Genomic DNA, 16,530 nt, shown 5'->3' with positions numbered 1-16,530 from the left:
TCATTTGGTTGTAACTGATTCCGCCATTTACCGTCTAGTTCGATGTTTATCCCATCTCTATAGTTCGTCCATCGACCGCGCCAGCCTTTAGCGCTTGACTCCCCTTCGGGTTGGTTGAGACAAGGGGCTGTGTATCCATGGTTACCAGGGCAGTTTCGGCTGCATTGTGAGAAAAGGAGCAAGCATGCAAACACGTCAATTGGGTAACAGCGGGCTGACGGTATCCGCCATCGGTCTGGGCTGCATGGGCTTGAGCTTTGGCTATGGCCCCGCCACCGACAAGGCGGAGGCGATCGCCCTGATCCGGCGTGCCCATGAGCTCGGGGTCACCTTCTTCGATACCGCCGAAGCCTATGGCCCGAGCGACAACGAGTTGCTGCTGGGGGAGGCGCTGGCCCCGTTTCGCGACAAGGTAGTGATCGCCACCAAGTTCGGCTTCAAGAATGGCAAGGTGCCCGAGGGGCTGGACAGCCGGCCGGAGAATATCCGCGCCGTGGCCGAGGCCTCCCTGCGCCGGCTCAACACCGATGTCATCGATCTCTTCTACCAGCACCGCGTCGATCCCGAGGTGCCGATGGAAGAGGTGGCCGGCACCGTACAGGATCTGATCCGCGAGGGGAAAGTGCGCCACTTCGGTCTGTCCGAGGCCGGCGTCGATTCCATCCGCCGTGCCCACAAGGTGCAGCCGGTGGCGGCGCTGCAGAGTGAATATTCCCTCTGGTGGCGTGAGCCCGAGCAGGCGGTCCTGCCGCTGCTCGACGAGCTGGGGATAGGTTTCGTGCCGTTCAGCCCGCTCGGCAAGGGCTTTCTGACGGGGGCCATCAAGGCCGATACCCGGTTCGAGGCGACCGATTTTCGCAGCATAGTGCCGCGCTTTGCCGAGGAGGCCCGCGCGGCCAACCTACGCCTGGTGGAGGTGCTGGGGGATCTGGCCGCCAGCAAGGGGGTGACGCCGGCCCAGATTGCGCTTGCCTGGCTGCTGGCCCAGCGACCCTGGATCGTGCCCATTCCGGGCACCACCAAGCTGCACCGGCTGGAAGAGAACCTGGGGGCCGCCGCCATCAGGATCGGCAGCAGCGAGCTGGCTGACATTGACGCCGCCGTGGCAGGCATCGAGCTGGAAGGGGGGCGCTACCCGGCGCACCTGGGAAAACTGGTGGGGCGCTAAGGGGCCCTGTTTGAAAGCGAGCCGAGCAAGGCACCCGGCCACTGCCGCGTGTCTTGGCAACGCTCGCGTCGCCCCGGTTCGCCGGGGCCCTTATGTTGTTATGACTCACAGGAGCCGCGATGGCCGGTATTATCTCGTCTGTATTGCAATCGGGTCTGCCCGAACACCAGGACTCAACCCAGTATCGGGCGGGCCGGTTTCACAATCTGGTGGCGCCTCCGGAGCGCAGTTTCTGGGAAGGGGTCGGGATTTGGCGTGACTTCCTGTTTGGCAAGCCTGCCGGCACCCTGCCTGATCGCGCCATCCCGGTGCAGGCGATGACCCTTGCAGGTGTCATGGCGGCTCCAGATTTCAGCGTCTGGCGGCTGGGCCACTCCAGCCTGCTGCTCAAATTGCGCGGCAAGTTCTGGTTGACCGATCCTGTCTTCAGCGAGCGCGCATCACCACTCTCATGGCTCGGCCCCAGGCGTTGGCACGCACCGCCCATTGCCTTGGCCGATCTGCCGCCTCTTGAAGGGGTGATCCTCTCCCACGATCACTATGACCACCTGGATCACGCCACCATAGTGGCACTGCAGGGCAGGGTGGCGCACTTCATCACCCCGCTCGGCGTCGGGGCCAGGCTCCGCGCCTGGGGCGTGCCGGCGCACAAGATCAGGGAGCTGGACTGGTGGCAGCAGACCCGGGTCGATGGCATTGAGCTTATCGCCACGCCGTCCCAGCACTTCTCCGGCCGCGGCCTGAGCGATGGCAACCAGACCCTGTGGGCCTCCTGGGTCATTCGCAGCGATGAGTGCAAGCTGTTCTTCAGCGGCGACAGCGGCTATTTCGCCGGTTTCAAGGAGATAGGGGAGCGCCATGGCCCGTTTGACATGGCCTTCCTCGAGACGGGGGCCTACAACGAGCGCTGGGCCCATGTGCACATGTTTCCGGCCCAGACCGCACAGGCGTTTCACGATCTGCGCGCAACCTGGCTCTATCCCATCCACAATGGCACCTTCGATCTTGCCATGCACCCATGGGATGAGCCGCTGGAGCAGATCACCCGGCTGGCGGCCGAGCAGCAGATCCCGCTGACCACCCCCATGATGGGCGAGCCTCTGTCCTTTCTGTCTCCCCATGGTGGCAGCCCCTGGTGGCGGGATTGAGGCATGGCCGGCTCAAGAGTGAAAACGGGCGCCCCAGCAAGGCGCCCGTCTTGTCGAACCAAATACTGAACCATCAAGCCGCTGAGCACCGGTGCTGAATCTGGCGCAGCGGCGCTTCCTCAGGCCGGGTTGCCGATGGACATGGCGCGCTGGCGCTGGTCGCGCGCCACATATTTGTTTATCTCACCCAGCAGCGTCTCTTTGTTGATGGGCTTGGTGATATAGCCGTTCATCCCGTGGGACAAATAGTACTGCTTCGATTCGGGCATGGCGTCGGCGGTCAGGGCGATGATGGGAATGTTGGCCCAGTGCTGGCGTGAGGCGCGAATATGGGTGGTGGCCGCCAGCCCGTCCATGACCGGCATCTGCACATCCATCAGCACCAGATCGAAAGTGGCTTGTGCCAGTTTGGCCAGGGCCTCTTCCCCCTGAACCGCCAGAGTGACCTGATGGCCGACGGAGTTGAGCATGGCGCCGATCACCTTGCGATTGGTGGCATTGTCATCCACCAGCAGGATGCGATAGCTCTCCTGCACCACGGGTTTGGCGGGGAGGCAGACGATGGAGGGGGTGGTGGCTTGGGCCGGCCAGGTATAGGTAAAGGTGCTGCCGCATCCCTCCCGGCTCTCGACCGAGATGTCCCCTCCCATCAGGCGGGCGAGGTTGCGGGAGATCTCGAGGCCCAGGCCCGAGCCGCCATATTGACGAGTGATGGAGGCATCGGCCTGGGAGAAGCGTTGAAACAGGTTCTCTATCTGGTGCTGGCTCATGCCGATCCCCGTGTCCTGAATGGCAATGCGGATGGCGTGGCGATCCTTGTCCAGCGGCTGGCTGTCCACCCTGACATTGACCTCGCCCTGGTGGGTGAACTTGATGGCATTGCTCAGCAGGTTGAACAGGATCTGGCGCACCCGCAGGGGATCAATCATCAGCCACTCCGGTGTATCCGGGGCCAGGGTCAGATTGAGGCGGATCCCTTTCTCGTCACAACTGCTCTGCATCAGTGCCCGGCTGTCTTCCAGCAGTTGGGGCAGATGGTGGGGGGCCAGTAACAGCTCAATTCGTCCCTCTTCGAGCTTGGAGATATCCAGAATGTCGTTGAGCAGCCCCAGCAGGTGGTTGGCCGATTCACGGGCCGTGTCCAGATAGTCCCGCTCCCTGGGATCCATCTCGCGATCGGCCAGCAGGGAGAGCATGCCGAGGATGCCGTTCATCGGGGTGCGGATCTCGTGGCTCATGTTGGCCAAAAAGCTGCTTTTCGCCCGCTTGCCCGCTTCGGCCTCGCGGTTGGCCCGGATCAGCTTCTCGTTGAGCTGCTGCATCATCTTGTGCTGCAGGAACGAAATATTCATCTGCCGCCAGATGAGCAGGGCAAGCACGAACAGCAAGGCAAACTGCAGGGTGGCGATCAGGGTGGTGGTGATGATCTGCTTGCGAACCCCATCGCGACGGGCAACGTCAAACAGGGTTGCCTGCTCGTTGACCTCCAGGGTCAGTTGATGGAGCTGCGGGATCAGCTGTTCCAGTTGCTGGTTCAGCTGCAGACGTGCGGCCTGATCCAGCGGTTTGTCCTGACCCGGCCCGAGCCAGAGATCGGCGAGGGCGATATAACGGCGGATCCCCTTGCTGGCCTGCTGGTAAATCGGGGTCTGCTGCAACAGGTTGCGGTCCTTGCTCTCCAGCACCAACTCCATCCGGCTGACCAGGATGTCATATCTGAGCTGGAATTTGGCTTGCGAGTCATGGCGCAGCGCGTTTTGAAAGCGCAGCGCCTCGTTGTAGAGCTGGAAATAGTTCCACATGACGTTGTCTTCACCCTGGCTGGTGCTGCGCTGCAGATCCTGGAATTGCCGATACTGGATGGTACCGATACCGGCAAAGGCCAACAGCAGGACGCAGAGCACCACGAACAGGGAGCGCTGGCTCGCAGCCATGGATCGCATGGGGTTACTCCACCTTGATCTGGCTGATCTGCCAGATGGCCCGGCCGTAGTAGAGCTTGTTGCGAAGCTCCGGGTACTGATCGAACGGATAGATCAGAAACAGCGGCCCCTTGTCACGCACCGAGAGCGGTTTGCCATTGATGCTGCGGGCCAGGATCACCTCGTATTGCCTGGCATCGCTGGTGGGGACCTGGACCGAATAGTCATTGAGGGCGGTGATGGTCAGCTGCTTGCCGCTGGCGCCGACTTTGGCCAGCAGATCGCTCAGGCGCGGGCCACGGAAGGTCTTCTCTTCGTCATACCAGGGGGTGTGGGTCCTGATCTCGTATTCGGGCAGTTGATCCAGCATGGCGCTGTCCCACAGGGCCAGCTGCTGGTAGTTGGGTTGGGTGATGGCGCCTTCCACCTTGAGCAGGGCGCTGTCGGGAGAGGGGGTGGCCTGCGCGGCCCCGCAGAGGGCGACCAGAAGCGGTGCCACATACAAAGTGAATCTCATACCTTCCTCCATGAATCCGTTCGAAGCTGACACCAGGGCAACGGCAAGCACCGGCAGAGAGGGTAAAGCAAGAAGCGGGCCGAACGGTCAGATCCCCTATTGGCGGGCCTTGCGAGCGAAAAGGGCGCTCATCAAACCCATTTTCATTGCACTTTGCAATGGGCCGGTCGGATCAAGTTGCAAATTGGCAACGAAATCCGGTGCAAGGTGCTTCAAATAGAGAGGCTAACGAGGGATAACAGGGAATCTTATGGGGCCGATTTGTCCAGGCATGGCCCTTGCATTGTCCCCACTGTCGTGACAAGTGAGCCACCCTGGCATATCTGGCAGAGACAAGGAGCGTAACCATGGAAAGCATGACCTACACCATCAACGATACCCAGGTCGTCGTTCTGGAGAGTGAACTCGATGCGATGGCCGTCACCGAATTGCGTCCCCTGTTCGAGAAACTGTCGCTGCACGGGGGCAACGTGCTCGCCGACATCAGCGATGTCCACTTCATCGATTCGTCCGGGATCGGGGCGCTGGTCTTTCTCTACAAGCGATTGATCATGAATGGGCATCAGCTGGCGCTGATTTGTGGGCCGGGTCAACCCCATGATCTGCTGGAAATGTTACATATAGACAAGGTGATCCCCTGCCATGATAGCGTGAAAGCCTATATGCGCACTCGCGGCATGATGGCGGCCGCATCATGAAGGGGTGGGGCCTGTTGCTGACCTGCCTGCTGCTCGCCGGTTGTACCCAGTGGCCGCCACAAGGGTATGGCGGGCTGGCCGAGGTCAGGCCCACCCGTTTGCCGGTGAACGAGGATGAACGTCGCCTCTGGTCAGGGTATGATGAGCGTCAACAGGAGCTCGATCAGCAACTGGCTACCCTGCAGCAAGCCCATTTGCGCGACTGTATGCCTGCCGGGCTGAAACTACTACAATCTCAACGAGTTGACATCGTACGGGATATGCATGGTCGGCTCTGGTCAGAGGTCGCCTGGCGTCAGGCCATGCTGGCACAATCATTACAACAGGTACGTTTGCAGCTGGAGCAGACAAGCCGTGAGGGCTGTCGTGCCGACTGGTCGGGACTCCCCTTGCGCCAGTGGGGGCAAACGTAGCGAACAAAAAGGATCTCTATGAATCGGGGCGCTATCAACGGATTGATTGGTCTTGTTTTCTTGCTGTTTACCTACCCTCTGCTGGCTAGTACCCTGCTGGCGCCCGGGGATCGACTGGCGATAGTGCAACCGGGGGAGGCGGCGTTCGATCAGCCCTTCCAGATCAACAAGCAGGGGGAGATCAAACTGCCCGAGGTAGGGGACGTGGTGGTCGGGGGCAAGACGCTCCCAGAGGCCGACGCTATCATCCGCACCGCCCTCAAACCCGTCTACAATAACCTCTCCCAACTGACCGTCACGCTTCTGGAAAAACGCCTGCTCATCAGCGTCATGGGGTATGTGAAAAAGCCCGGCAGCTATGATCTCGCCCCCGACGGCAACATCCAGATGGCGCTCGATGCCGCCGGCGGTCTGGTGCCGGGGGCCCAGCTCAACAACATGCAGGTGCGCCGTGGCGACAGCGTCTCCAGCTTTGACTACAAGCGCTATCTCGATACCGGTGACGCCAGCCTGCTGCCTCCGCTGCAATCCCTCGACGTGGTGTTCGTGCCCGCATCCCCCCTCATCGGCAACGTCCAGATTGATTTCGATGCCGCCACCCTGGCGGCCGGGGGCGATGGCGACACCGGCAAGGCGATCAAGGTGTTTGGCGAGGTGAACAGTCCGGGCGCCTTCAGCTTCAAGAGCGGCAACTCCATCGTCGATCTGCTGATGCGGGCCGGCGGGGTGACCCGCTTTGCCGGGGTGGAGCGGATCCGGGTGATCAACGGCGATGCCCCCGAGCTGTTTGATCTCAAGGCCTACCTCGATTCGGGCAACAACAAGCTGCTGCCCACCCTGGCTCCCGGAGCCACCATCTTCGTGCCCAAGGATGAGGAGCAGATCAAACGGGGGGCGCGCACCATCTACATCATGGGGGAGGTGTTCAAACCCGGCGCCTACGAGGGGCGGGAGGGGGACTCCTTCCTCGACATCCTGGCCAACGCCGGCGGTCCGACCCGCTATGCCGAGAGCCGCCAGATCCGCTTGCTGCGCACCGATGGCACCGTCGAACCCATCGATCTGCAGGCCTATACCGAGGGGATGCAGAAGGCGCTGCCCCAGATAAGGCCGGGGGACGCCATTTTTATCCCCGAGAAGACCGACATCAACGAGAAGTCCTGGCTCAAGGTGGCGCCGGGGCGGGCGGTGATGGTGATGGGGGCGGTGCGCATTCCCGGCCGCTATGAATGGTCTGACGAGATGTCCCTGCTCGATCTCATCGCCCACGCCGGCGGCCCGAGCGAGCGGGCCGATATCGCCAAGGTGCAGATCCTGACCTCGGACGGGGGAATGGCGACGCCCACACTCTTCGATCTCGACAAGTTTCTCCATCAGGGGGGAGCCCTTGGCAGCCTGCCGAAGATCCACGCCGGTTTCACCATCATGATCCCCGAGCTGCCCACCGATCCCAGCGACAACAAGTCCCAGTGGGTGCGCCAGTCACCGGAGAGCTCCATCTACATCTTCGGCCAGGTCGGCGCCCCCGGCCGCTACGCCTTCAACGATCAGATGGGTTTTATCGACATCCTCTCCGCCGCCGATGGTCCCACCGCTGCGGCGGATTTGCGCAACGTGCGCATCGCCCATCGCAACGGCAGCACGGCGCGGGTAAGCAAGCTGGATCTGGCTCTCTACTTCGAGACCGGCGACGAGACACTCTTGCCAAAAGTGTTGCCGGGGGACTCCATCTACCTGCCGGAGAAGAACCGCCCCTGGCTCGACGAGCCCAAGGAGAACACCATAAGGGTGCTGGGGGCCATCGCCCGGCCTGGGCGCTATCGCTTCAACTCCTCCATGACGTTGCTGGATCTGCTGGCAGAAGCCGGCGGACCGACCAGCTCGGCCTACATCAAGAAAATCGTGGTGATCAACATGGCGGCCAGCGGGCAGGGGGATCAGGCGCGCACCTTCGATCTGGACGGTTTTGCCAAGGAGCCCGATTTCAGCAAGCTGCCGGTGCTCAGGGCAGGGGACACCGTCTTCATCCCCGACAGCAAGAGCAGCAACTGGGCCATCTTCATGGACGGGATGCGGGACATTCTTACCACCATCTCGGTGGTCGCCCTGATAGGAACCCTGTGAGATGAGCATCCCAATCCAGTACCTGGAACTGGAGTCGCTCTACGCCTCGACCCTGGCGCGGGGGATCCGCTCCCTGGCGGTGACCTCGGCCGAGGGGGGCGAGGGGGTCAGTACCATCTGCGAGGCGCTGGCCAGGCGCGCCGAGGCGGACGGCCTCAAAACCCTGCTGGTGGATCTCAATCTCTACCACCCGGGCCGGCCCGCCGGCCAGGCCTGGGGGCCGAACGACGTGCCCGAGCCCTTGAGCCAGGGCCAGACCCTGGCGGTGCTGCCTGCACCGGGCAAGGATCTGATGGCCTTTCGCAACAAGGAGACCCTGCGCCAGCTGCTGGTGCGCTGGCTCGAACACTATGACGTGGTGCTGTTCGATACCTCCCCCCTCAACGCCCTCAACCGGGGCAATATCCCGGCGGATCTGGTGTGCGCCGCCTGCGAGGGGGCCCTGCTGGTGGTGCTGGCCGGGGTGACGCCGACCACCATGGTGCAGAGCGCGGTGGAGAAGCTGACCCGGGCCGAGGCGAACCTGCTGGGGGCTGTGTTCAACGACAGGGTCAACCCGGGGCTGGCCAGCGAGATCCTGCGCGAACTCAACCGGCTGCCGAGCAACCGGTTGACCGAGTGGCTCAAGCGCTGGTGCCGGCGCAGCGCCCTGCTCAATTTCCGGATCTGAAGGAGACGCGATGGAAGAGTGGCTGCGATCTGCCCCCGCCACCCTGCAGTCGGTGCGCGACCTGCGCGCCCGCCTGGCCCAGGGGTTGGCGCTGTTTCAGGTGCCTTCCCGTGAGCAGGCCAACTGGCTGCTCTGTTTCAGCGAGCTGGCCACCAATATCGTGCGCCATGGCTCGCCGCCGGCGAGCCACCTCTGGCTCACCCTGCAGCAGGACGAGTCCGGTCTGAGCCTGCTGCTTGATGACGACGGCGGGCCCCAGCCCGTACTGGCTGCCACGCCCCTGCCGGACGAGTTGCAGGAGGGGGGCTATGGTCTGGCGCTGGTGCACCAGCTGTTTGATGAGGTGCGCTTCAGTCGTGAGGGGGATCGCAACCGGGTGATGCTGCGGGCCCGCGGTTGTGCCAGGCAGGCGCCCGTGGTGGCGGTGATCGACGATGACAAGGTGATGCGTACCCTGCTCACCGGCTATCTGCACGACAACTACCGGGTCGAGAGCTATGCCGACCCCTGCGCCGCCCTGCAGGCGCTCGGCCGCCAGCCGCCGGCCCTGGTGCTCTCCGACATCGAGATGGAGGGGATCGACGGCTTCGCCCTGCGCCAGCAGCTGATGAAGGATCCCAAGATGCGCGGCGTGCCCTTTATCTTCCTGACCGGCCATCAGGATCAATGGACCCAGAGCCGGGCCGGCGCCCTCGGCATCGATGATTTTCTGGTCAAGCCCATCACCAAGCAGGCGCTGCAACTGGCGGTCTCCCGGGTGTTGCAACGCTCGGCCCAGCTCAAGGCCCAGTGGGGGGATCAGCTGGATCAGCGGATGACCTCGGCCCTGCGCCCCCTGCTGCCGGCCGACCAGTTGCACGGCTATCAGCTGGCGTTGCAGACCCGTGCCGCCGCCGTGGGCGGGGGGGATTTTCTGCTGGCCAGGGATCGGGTGCTCTGGCTGGGGGATGTGATGGGGCACGACGCCGAGGCCAAGTTCTTCGCCCATGCCTACGCGGGGTATCTGCGCGGCCTGCTGACCGCCCAGAGCGAGCAGCGATCGCCTGCCAGCCTGCTGACCACCCTCTCCACCGCCGTCCACAGCGACCCTCTGCTGGGGGCGACCCTGCTCACCACCCTCTGCATCGAGCTGGGAGAGGGCGGACGGATCCGCTGGGCCAGCGCGGGGCATCCGGCGCCCTGGCTGATCGGGGCGGACGGTATGCGCCAGCTCGGCGTCACCGGGCCCTTGCCCGGCCTGCGACCGGATCCCCAATTCGAAACCTGCGAGCATCTGCTCCAACCGGGTGAGCGCCTGCTGTTCTGGACCGATGGCCTGCTGGAGAGCCGGGATAGTGCCGAGCGCCAGTTGTGGGAGGCGCAATTGCAGCAGATCTGTCTTGCCCCCGAGCCCGACCTTGCCCGGCTGGCCCAGCGCATCGCCAACTGGTTTGATGACAGGGCCGACAGCGCTCCGGACGACATGACCCTGTTGCTGGTGGCCTTTCCCGCCGACTGAAAGCTCGTCACCACGGCCTGTCTGGCCCGCTCTATGCAACATCCCGCTGCACCTGGTCTGGTGCCACGAGAGGAGGTTGCCCATGTTGCCCACACATCAGGTCTGGCTCGCCATCGATGCCCGCCAGGTCGGCGGGATCGAGGTTCACATCACCCACCTCGCCAGCGATCTGCTGGCAAGGGGGCTGGAGGTCACCATAGTGCTGGTGGCCGATCACGGCATGACTCCCTTTGTCGCCCTGCTAAGGCAACAAGGATTGCCATACCGGGTCTGTCGCAACAGCCGGGACTTTGTGCAAGTGCTGGCCCGCCAGCCCGGCTTCGTGCTGCTGCACACCCACGGCTACAAGGCCGGGATCCTGGGGCGCCTCACCGCCTGGTGCAGCGGCAAGCCGGTGGTCTCGACCTTTCATAGCGGTGACGAGGGGGAGGGGTGGCTGAAGTTCTACAGCTGGCTCGACCGGATCACGGCGCGCTTTGCGAAGTGCATTGCAGTGAGCGAGCCCATCGCTCGCAGATTGCCTGTGCCGAGCACCGTCATCAGCAACTTTGTGCCCCTGCCCGCAGCCCCCGCGGCGGTGGCGGGCAACCGCATCGCCTTCGTCGGCCGTCTCTCTCCCGAGAAGGGGCCGCAGGCGTTCTGCCAGCTTGCTGCCTTCTGCCCCGGGGGGGATTTTCACCTCTATGGCGAAGGCCCACTCATGGGGGATCTCAGCATGCAATACGGGGACAGGGTGGCGTTTCACGGCTTTCGCAAGATGGCCGATGAGTGGCAGCAGATCGATCTGCTCTGCATCACCTCCCGCTTCGAAGGCTTGCCCCTGGTGGCCCTTGAGGCCATGGCTCACGGCATCCCGGTCTGCACTTTCGCGGTAGGGGGGCTGGTCTCCCTTATCGACAACAAGTCCAACGGCTGGCTGGTGGCACCTGGCCAGGTGCACGACATGGCGGATATCGTCAATTACTGGCTGCGCAGTGACGAGCGGGTGCGCGGGGCCATGAGCCGGGCGGCCCGCCAGACCATCGCCCGGGGCTACAGCGTCAACCACAGGGTGAGCGATATCCTAGCGGTCTATACCGCCTGAATCTCCATCCTCTGCCAAGCAAGCAAGCAAGCAAGCAAGCAAGCGAGTGGCCAGGCCACTCGCTTTTTTTATGGCCTTGGGGCTGTCATTCAGGTGCAAGCCTTGCCGCGAATCTCTCTTTTCCAGTTGTCTCTATCTGCCACAGGCGAAAGTCTTGGTAACCACGCGGCCTGCTCTTCTGCCTTGGCCGTGATGGGCCTGAACGCTGGGTGCCGGGCCGTCGCGGATCCCGGCGAAGGGGGCCTAGGCCAATAGGAGTACCTGCAAACAGCGCTTGCTCTGCATGGTAAGGGCCAGGGGAGGATGCTTATCTATCGCCACTCGATCTATCGCCACCCAAGCTCGGCCCTGATGCGAACGCTGTTGTTGGCCAACCAAGGGAGATGAAAACCAGTAAAGCCGCCTGCTGGTCAGCCATTGTCGGCGGCTCATAAGCGGCAATGGTCACAAGGGGATGCCGGCTTTGCAGGCAGGATCAGCATGAGGGGTGAAAAGCATCGGGCCACTGCCCTGGCAGTGGCCCGAGAGACGGCAGAAGGTGAGGATCAGCGTCCCTTCTTGCCCACCATGATGGCGACCGTCTTGCCGATGATGTGCACATCCTGCAGCAGCCAGCGCCAGGGGTGGAGCAGAGCGACCGAGTAGGCCAGATCGAAGGCAAGCTTGCTGCGCACATCGTCCAGGGATTCGTCGTAGCCTTGATTGACCTGGGCCAGCCCTGTGATGCCGGGGGCGATTTCATAGGTGCGCTCGATAAAGAAGGGCACCGCATCCTCCAGCCGGTTGGCGATGCCGGGGCGCTCCGGCCGCGGCCCGATGAGCGACATTTCCCCCTTGAGCACATTGAGGAACTGGGGCAGCTCGTCGAGCCGGGTCTTGCGCAAAAAGTTGCCGCAACGGGTGATCCGGCTGTCGGCCTTGCCGCACCAGACAGGCCCTGTGCCCGCCTCGGCATCGGATCGCATGGTGCGAAACTTGATCATGAAGAAGAGCTCGGTGTGGCTGGCGTGGCTGCGGCCAATGCGCAGCTGGCGAAAGAACACCGGGCCCGGACTGTCGAGGCGAATGGCCAGCATGATGAAGGGCCACAGGGGCAGGGTCAGCAGCAAGCCGAGGCTGGCGCCGACCAGATCCATGGTGCGCTTGATCACCAGGGTCGCTTTGGGGATGGGGTGTTTCATGCTGCTCTCTCCTGTGCGGTGGGGCGCGCCAGCATCCGCAGGCCGTAGCGCAGGGTGCCGATGCCGTTGTACCAGTGTCCGAGGACCAGATAGTGGATCTTGCGAAACAGACCGGGCCAGTTGTGCATCGGGGTGAGCTGGATCAGCAGCACCAGGGCGTAGCCCAGCAGTTGGCCGGCCAGCAGCGCCACGAACAGGGGCGAGTGGATGGCCAGCGGAATGGTGCACAGCCAGAGCAGGGTCAGGCAGAGGGGCATGAGTACCCGCAAGCCCTTGCCACTGGCAAAGTTGAACGCCACCCAGCCAAATTTGGGATGAAGCAGAGGCAGCAGGCGCAGCAGCTGCTGGGTGTTGCCCGCGCCGATGCGCTGGCGGCGCTTGGACTCCAGCTGGGCATCGGAGACCTCCAGCTCAAGGGCGGCGCAGCGATTGTCATAGACCGCCTTGTAGCCTCTGGCGATGGCCTGCATCGGCAGGATGAAGTCGTCGTTGATGGTATCGGGCGCCAGCGGCGCCAGGCAGTCACTGCGCATCACATAGAAGGCGCCGTGGGCCCCCAGCATGCTGCCAAGGGCGGATTCGCACAGCTTGATCTGGCTCTGATAGCGCCAGTAGCTGGCCTCACCCTGGGAGCCTGGCTGCCAGAAGCGATAGGCTTCGCCCACCACGCCGACGACGGGATCCTGAAAGTGGGCGGCGGCCAGCAGCAGGCTGTCGATGGGCAGCAGAGCCGACACATCGCTGAAGGCGACCAGGGGGGTGTCGATATGGGTCATCGCCTCGTTGAGCACGGCCACCTTGCCGCGATTGCGCGGGTGGTCGAACAGCCGGATCTGCAGTTGCAGCAGGGCCGGATCTCCCAGCTGGCACAGCGCAATGGGGTAGCTGTCGTCGGTGCAGCCATCGAAATGGAGGTGCACCGCCAGCCGGTCGGCCGGGTAGTCGAGGCTGGCCAGATTCTGCAGCTTGGCGGCCAGGGTCGCCGCCTCGTTGTAGATGGGCATCACCAGGGTGATGGTGGGAAGCTGGACGTCGCCGGCCTCCTCCCGAAACCCGCGCTGGCGCGGCGCCGGCTGGTGAAGCTGTGCGCGTACCCGTTTGCCGAAGTACTTGAGCAGCAGGGGGTAGCCGACATGGTGGTACACCACCAGGGCTGCGCACAACCAGAACACGATCATGATCCATTCCATGGGAGGCTCCTTTTTGCTGTCTCTTCGCGTGTCGGTGGCATCGCCTCAGCGGGCGTACAGCGCCTGATAGGCTTGCGCCATCCGACTCAGGCTGCCCTGCTCGCAGACAAAGGCACGGGTGACGGCGCGCAGGCCATGGGAGTCGAGCAACCCCTGTGCCAGAAGTTGCGCGAGCAGGACGGGATCCCGTTTTTCGAGCAGTTGGCCGCTGGCCGGGCAGACGATCTCGGCAGCGGCACCCACCGCGCTCATCACCACGGGCACGCCGCAGGCCTGGGCTTCCAGCACGCACAGGGGCATCCCCTCCGCCAGTGACGGCAGGCAGAAGAGATCCAGCCCCTGATAGAAGCGGGGCATCTGTTCCACCAGGCCGAGAAAGTGGACCCGATGGGCAATTCCCAGCTGCTGACACTGCTGCTGCAACGCATTTTGCAAACTGCCCACCCCGGCCAGTGCAAGATGCACCTCGGGGGAGAGGTGCGTCATGGCCTCCAGCAACAGGCTGTGACCCTTGACCGTCTCAAGGCGAGCGGCGCAGCCGATGAGCCTCACTCCCAGGGGCAGCCGGAGGGCCTGGCGCGCCAGCTCGGATGGGCCGGGGGCAAAGCGCCTCTCGTCGATGCCGTTGGGGATCACTTTGGCCGAGAGGGCGCCAAGCCTCACCTGTAACTGGTTAGCCACCGGTGCGGCATCCGCCACCAGGGTCGGTTTGAAGGTGCGCAGCCCCAGCCCCGCCAGCTTGCGCTGGCGGGGGTCATCGAGATACCAGGCGTCATGCTCGGTGTGTACCAGGGTGGGCACCCGGGCCAGCCGGGCGGCGAGCCCGCCATAGAGCAGCGGGCCCAGATGGTGGGTGTGCACCGCCGCCGGACGCAGCTGGCGCAGCAGGCGGATCAGGCGATAGAGGGTGGTCAGCGACCAGCCGGCGGGCTTGTCCAGACAGTGGATCCGCGCGGCGAACGGATGCAGGGCGGGCCAGGCGGCGAGCAGCGCCTCCTTGCTCCCCTCCAGGGAGACGATGTGCATGGGCTGGTGGCACTCGTTGGCCTGGCTGAGGTTGAGTACCATGGTCTCCAGCCCCCCTGGCTGCAGATGCTGGACGACTTGCACGATAGCGGTGCTGGCAGAGACGGACGTTGGGATTGGCATGGTGCTCTCCTCTGGACATTCGCTGGGCCATCCTGGGCGTGGGAGCCTGAGCTCCGTGACCATGGCTATGCGAATCCTGTACCACCCGCGCCGGAGTTCGGCGTCGAACGGTACTTCATGTCTGGCATTGCCCTTGCAGTGTCCCTGCCTGTGGCCCTATGCCATGCCTGTCTTGTGGGGAGTGACGCCATGCCGGTCCAGTTCTACTACAACCTCTACATCATCCTCTTCGCCGCCTGGCGGCGCCGTTATCTCATCCTGATGCCGGCCCTGGTCATGCCGCTGGTGGGGGTGGGGATTGGCGTGCTCAGCCCCAAGGTGTACGAGAGCCGCACCACCTTCATGGTGCCGCAGGATTCCAACCAGACGCCGACCCTCAAGGATCTGATCACCCAGGAGAGCCTCAAGGATCGCTTCGCGGTGCTGGAGGCCATGCTGCGCAGTCGCTACGTGATGGACGGGGTGGCGCGGGACCGCAAGCTGGTGGATGACAACACCCCGCCCGCCAAGCGCGACGCCATCATGGACTGGCTCTCGGCGTCCGTCTCCATCCGTCTTATCGGGGACGAGGTGATCGAGCTGAAGGTCAAAGCCGACTCGGCAGAGAGCAGCGCCGGCCTGCTGGAGGCCGTCTCGCGCCGCTTCTTCTTCAACCTGCTGAACAAGGGGCGCCAGTCGGCCGAGTCCTCCGAGCGCTTCCTGCAAAGCCAGCTCGACAGCCGGCGCAGCGAGCTGCAAGGGGCCGAACAGCTGCTGGCGGATTTCAAGCGCGAGCATGCCAGCGCCCTGCCGGATCAGCAAAATGCCAACGCCGCCCGGCTCTACGGCCTGAAAGATCGCCATGCCGAGAGCCTGCTTCAGTTGCAGCAGGCCAAGACCCGGGTTGAGCAGCTCTCCCACGGCCAGGAGGGGGCCACGACCCGCAGCCTGGAGGAGAAGCTGCAGCAGATGCAAACCGAGCTGGCCCTGCTGCGGGTGCGCTACAGCGATCAGCACAGCGAGGTGCAGAGCCTGCGCTACCAGATTGAGCAGTTGCAACAGGAGCTGGAACAGCAGAAGAGCCAACCCGGCGTGGCGGTCGGGCCCGAGTGGGATCAGGCCAGGGCCCAGCTGGCCGAGGCCGAACAGAATGCCGCCGCGCTGCAGGCCCAGCTCGACGATCTGAACAAGGTGGTGGCCTCCCAGGGCGAGACGGAGAGCCAGCTGGCGGAGCTGGAGCGCGATCTCGAGGTCAAGCGCTCCCTCTATCAGGATCTGCTGCTGCGCTACGAGAAGGCCAAGGTGACCGGGGCGCTTGGCAGCTTCGAGCCCGGCGAGCGGATCAAGGTGATCGACAGGCCCTTCGCCCCGAGCAAACCCAGCAACTACCCGCTCTGGCTGTTTCTGATCGCCGGCATGGTGGGGGGCTTCGGGCTTGGCTGCGGCCTGGCGCTGCTAATTGAACTGGCGGATACCAGCCTGCGCCGCACCGATCAGCTGGCAGCGCTTATCAAGGCGCCGGTGCTAAGCCGCATTCCCTATTGCGAACCCGTGCATGCCCACAGCGGCCAGGCAGCCCATGCCCAGCCGCCGCTGGTGGAGGTGCCGGGGTGATATTCACCCATGGCCATCAAGGCAGGCCACTACTCTGAACCCGAATATTTCTGATAAGGCCTCGTAATGAGGCCTTTTTTATGTCACTCAGATAGCGTCTTGACCAACGACTATGGTTTGCATCGAATTGGGATGTGATTACGGCGATCAAGTCTGGTGGCAGTTTCTGATTCCG

14 protein-coding genes are annotated in these 16,530 nt (G+C 63.6%); 9 read left to right on the top strand and 5 right to left on the bottom strand.

Annotated features, from left to right (window positions below):
• Positions 1-184 precede the first annotated feature (184 nt).
• Both LA321_RS17150 and LA321_RS17145 read left to right on the top strand, forming a co-directional pair.
• A complete protein-coding gene (locus LA321_RS17150; protein WP_042069532.1) occupies positions 185-1,168 on the top strand; it encodes an aldo/keto reductase in 984 nt (327 codons plus the stop codon).
• A gap of 119 nt (positions 1,169-1,287) precedes the next feature.
• Positions 1,288-2,316: an MBL fold metallo-hydrolase gene (locus tag LA321_RS17145; protein WP_042069531.1), complete on the top strand. Its 1,029-nt coding sequence runs from the start codon at positions 1,288-1,290 to the stop codon at positions 2,314-2,316.
• A gap of 119 nt (positions 2,317-2,435) precedes the next feature.
• Here LA321_RS17145 and LA321_RS17140 read toward each other — a convergent pair whose 3' ends face one another.
• Together LA321_RS17140 and LA321_RS17135 are read right to left on the bottom strand one after the other, a co-directional pair.
• The gene (locus LA321_RS17140) at positions 2,436-4,259 is read right to left on the bottom strand and encodes an ATP-binding protein (protein WP_042069530.1); all 1,824 of its coding nucleotides are present in this window, start codon (positions 4,257-4,259) and stop codon (positions 2,436-2,438) included.
• Between the two features lie 4 nt (positions 4,260-4,263).
• Entirely contained in the window at positions 4,264-4,755 is a 492-nt protein-coding gene (locus tag LA321_RS17135) for a molybdopterin-dependent oxidoreductase (protein ID WP_042069528.1), read from the bottom strand.
• Between the two features lie 347 nt (positions 4,756-5,102).
• On the opposite strand from LA321_RS17135, the gene LA321_RS17130 reads away from it, so the two are divergent.
• The 6 genes from LA321_RS17130 (at position 5,103) to LA321_RS17105 (ending at position 11,242) form a co-directional block, all read left to right on the top strand.
• Complete coding sequence (locus LA321_RS17130; protein WP_042029120.1) at positions 5,103-5,453, top strand: STAS domain-containing protein; 351 nt, start codon at positions 5,103-5,105, stop codon at positions 5,451-5,453.
• Complete coding sequence (locus tag LA321_RS17125; RefSeq protein ID WP_042029119.1) at positions 5,450-5,866, top strand: hypothetical protein; 417 nt, start codon at positions 5,450-5,452, stop codon at positions 5,864-5,866. The genes LA321_RS17130 and LA321_RS17125 overlap by 4 nt, the downstream gene beginning before the upstream one ends.
• A gap of 18 nt (positions 5,867-5,884) precedes the next feature.
• Positions 5,885-7,990: an SLBB domain-containing protein gene (locus LA321_RS17120; protein WP_042069527.1), complete on the top strand. Its 2,106-nt coding sequence runs from the start codon at positions 5,885-5,887 to the stop codon at positions 7,988-7,990.
• Between the two features lies 1 nt (position 7,991).
• Positions 7,992-8,660: a CpsD/CapB family tyrosine-protein kinase gene (locus LA321_RS17115; protein ID WP_042069526.1), complete on the top strand. Its 669-nt coding sequence runs from the start codon at positions 7,992-7,994 to the stop codon at positions 8,658-8,660.
• A gap of 10 nt (positions 8,661-8,670) precedes the next feature.
• Positions 8,671-10,158: a SpoIIE family protein phosphatase gene (locus tag LA321_RS17110; RefSeq protein ID WP_042069524.1), complete on the top strand. Its 1,488-nt coding sequence runs from the start codon at positions 8,671-8,673 to the stop codon at positions 10,156-10,158.
• An 82-nt stretch (positions 10,159-10,240) separates the two neighbouring features.
• Positions 10,241-11,242 (top strand): glycosyltransferase family 4 protein, encoded by a 1,002-nt coding sequence (locus LA321_RS17105; RefSeq protein ID WP_042029115.1) that lies wholly within the window; start codon positions 10,241-10,243, stop codon positions 11,240-11,242.
• Between the two features lie 545 nt (positions 11,243-11,787).
• On the opposite strand, the gene LA321_RS17100 is transcribed toward LA321_RS17105, so the two are convergent.
• Genes LA321_RS17100 through LA321_RS17090 form a run of 3 tightly spaced genes read right to left on the bottom strand, consistent with a single transcriptional unit; the run spans position 11,788 to position 14,756 of the window.
• Positions 11,788-12,423 carry a sugar transferase gene (locus LA321_RS17100; RefSeq protein WP_042069523.1) on the bottom strand — a complete coding sequence of 212 codons (636 nt, stop codon included), beginning with the start codon at positions 12,421-12,423 and terminating at the stop codon, positions 11,788-11,790.
• The gene (locus LA321_RS17095; RefSeq protein WP_042069522.1) at positions 12,420-13,613 is read right to left on the bottom strand and encodes a glycosyltransferase family 2 protein; all 1,194 of its coding nucleotides are present in this window, start codon (positions 13,611-13,613) and stop codon (positions 12,420-12,422) included. Before LA321_RS17095 ends, LA321_RS17100 begins: the two co-directional genes overlap by 4 nt.
• Positions 13,614-13,658: 45 nt before the next feature.
• On the bottom strand, positions 13,659-14,756 hold the full coding sequence (locus LA321_RS17090) for a glycosyltransferase (RefSeq protein ID WP_407929456.1): 1,098 nt from the start codon (positions 14,754-14,756) through the stop codon (positions 13,659-13,661).
• 195 nt (positions 14,757-14,951) lie between these two features.
• On the opposite strand from LA321_RS17090, the gene LA321_RS17085 reads away from it, so the two are divergent.
• Positions 14,952-16,355 (top strand): GumC family protein, encoded by a 1,404-nt coding sequence (locus tag LA321_RS17085; protein WP_042069520.1) that lies wholly within the window; start codon positions 14,952-14,954, stop codon positions 16,353-16,355.
• Positions 16,356-16,530: the final 175 nt, after the last annotated feature.

This window comes from Aeromonas enteropelogenes (assembly GCF_020097295.1).
Classification (GTDB): Bacteria; Pseudomonadota; Gammaproteobacteria; order Enterobacterales; family Aeromonadaceae; genus Aeromonas; species Aeromonas enteropelogenes.
The sequence above is the reverse complement of the archived record's forward strand: the minus strand, read 5'-3'. Positions and strand labels throughout refer to the sequence as shown.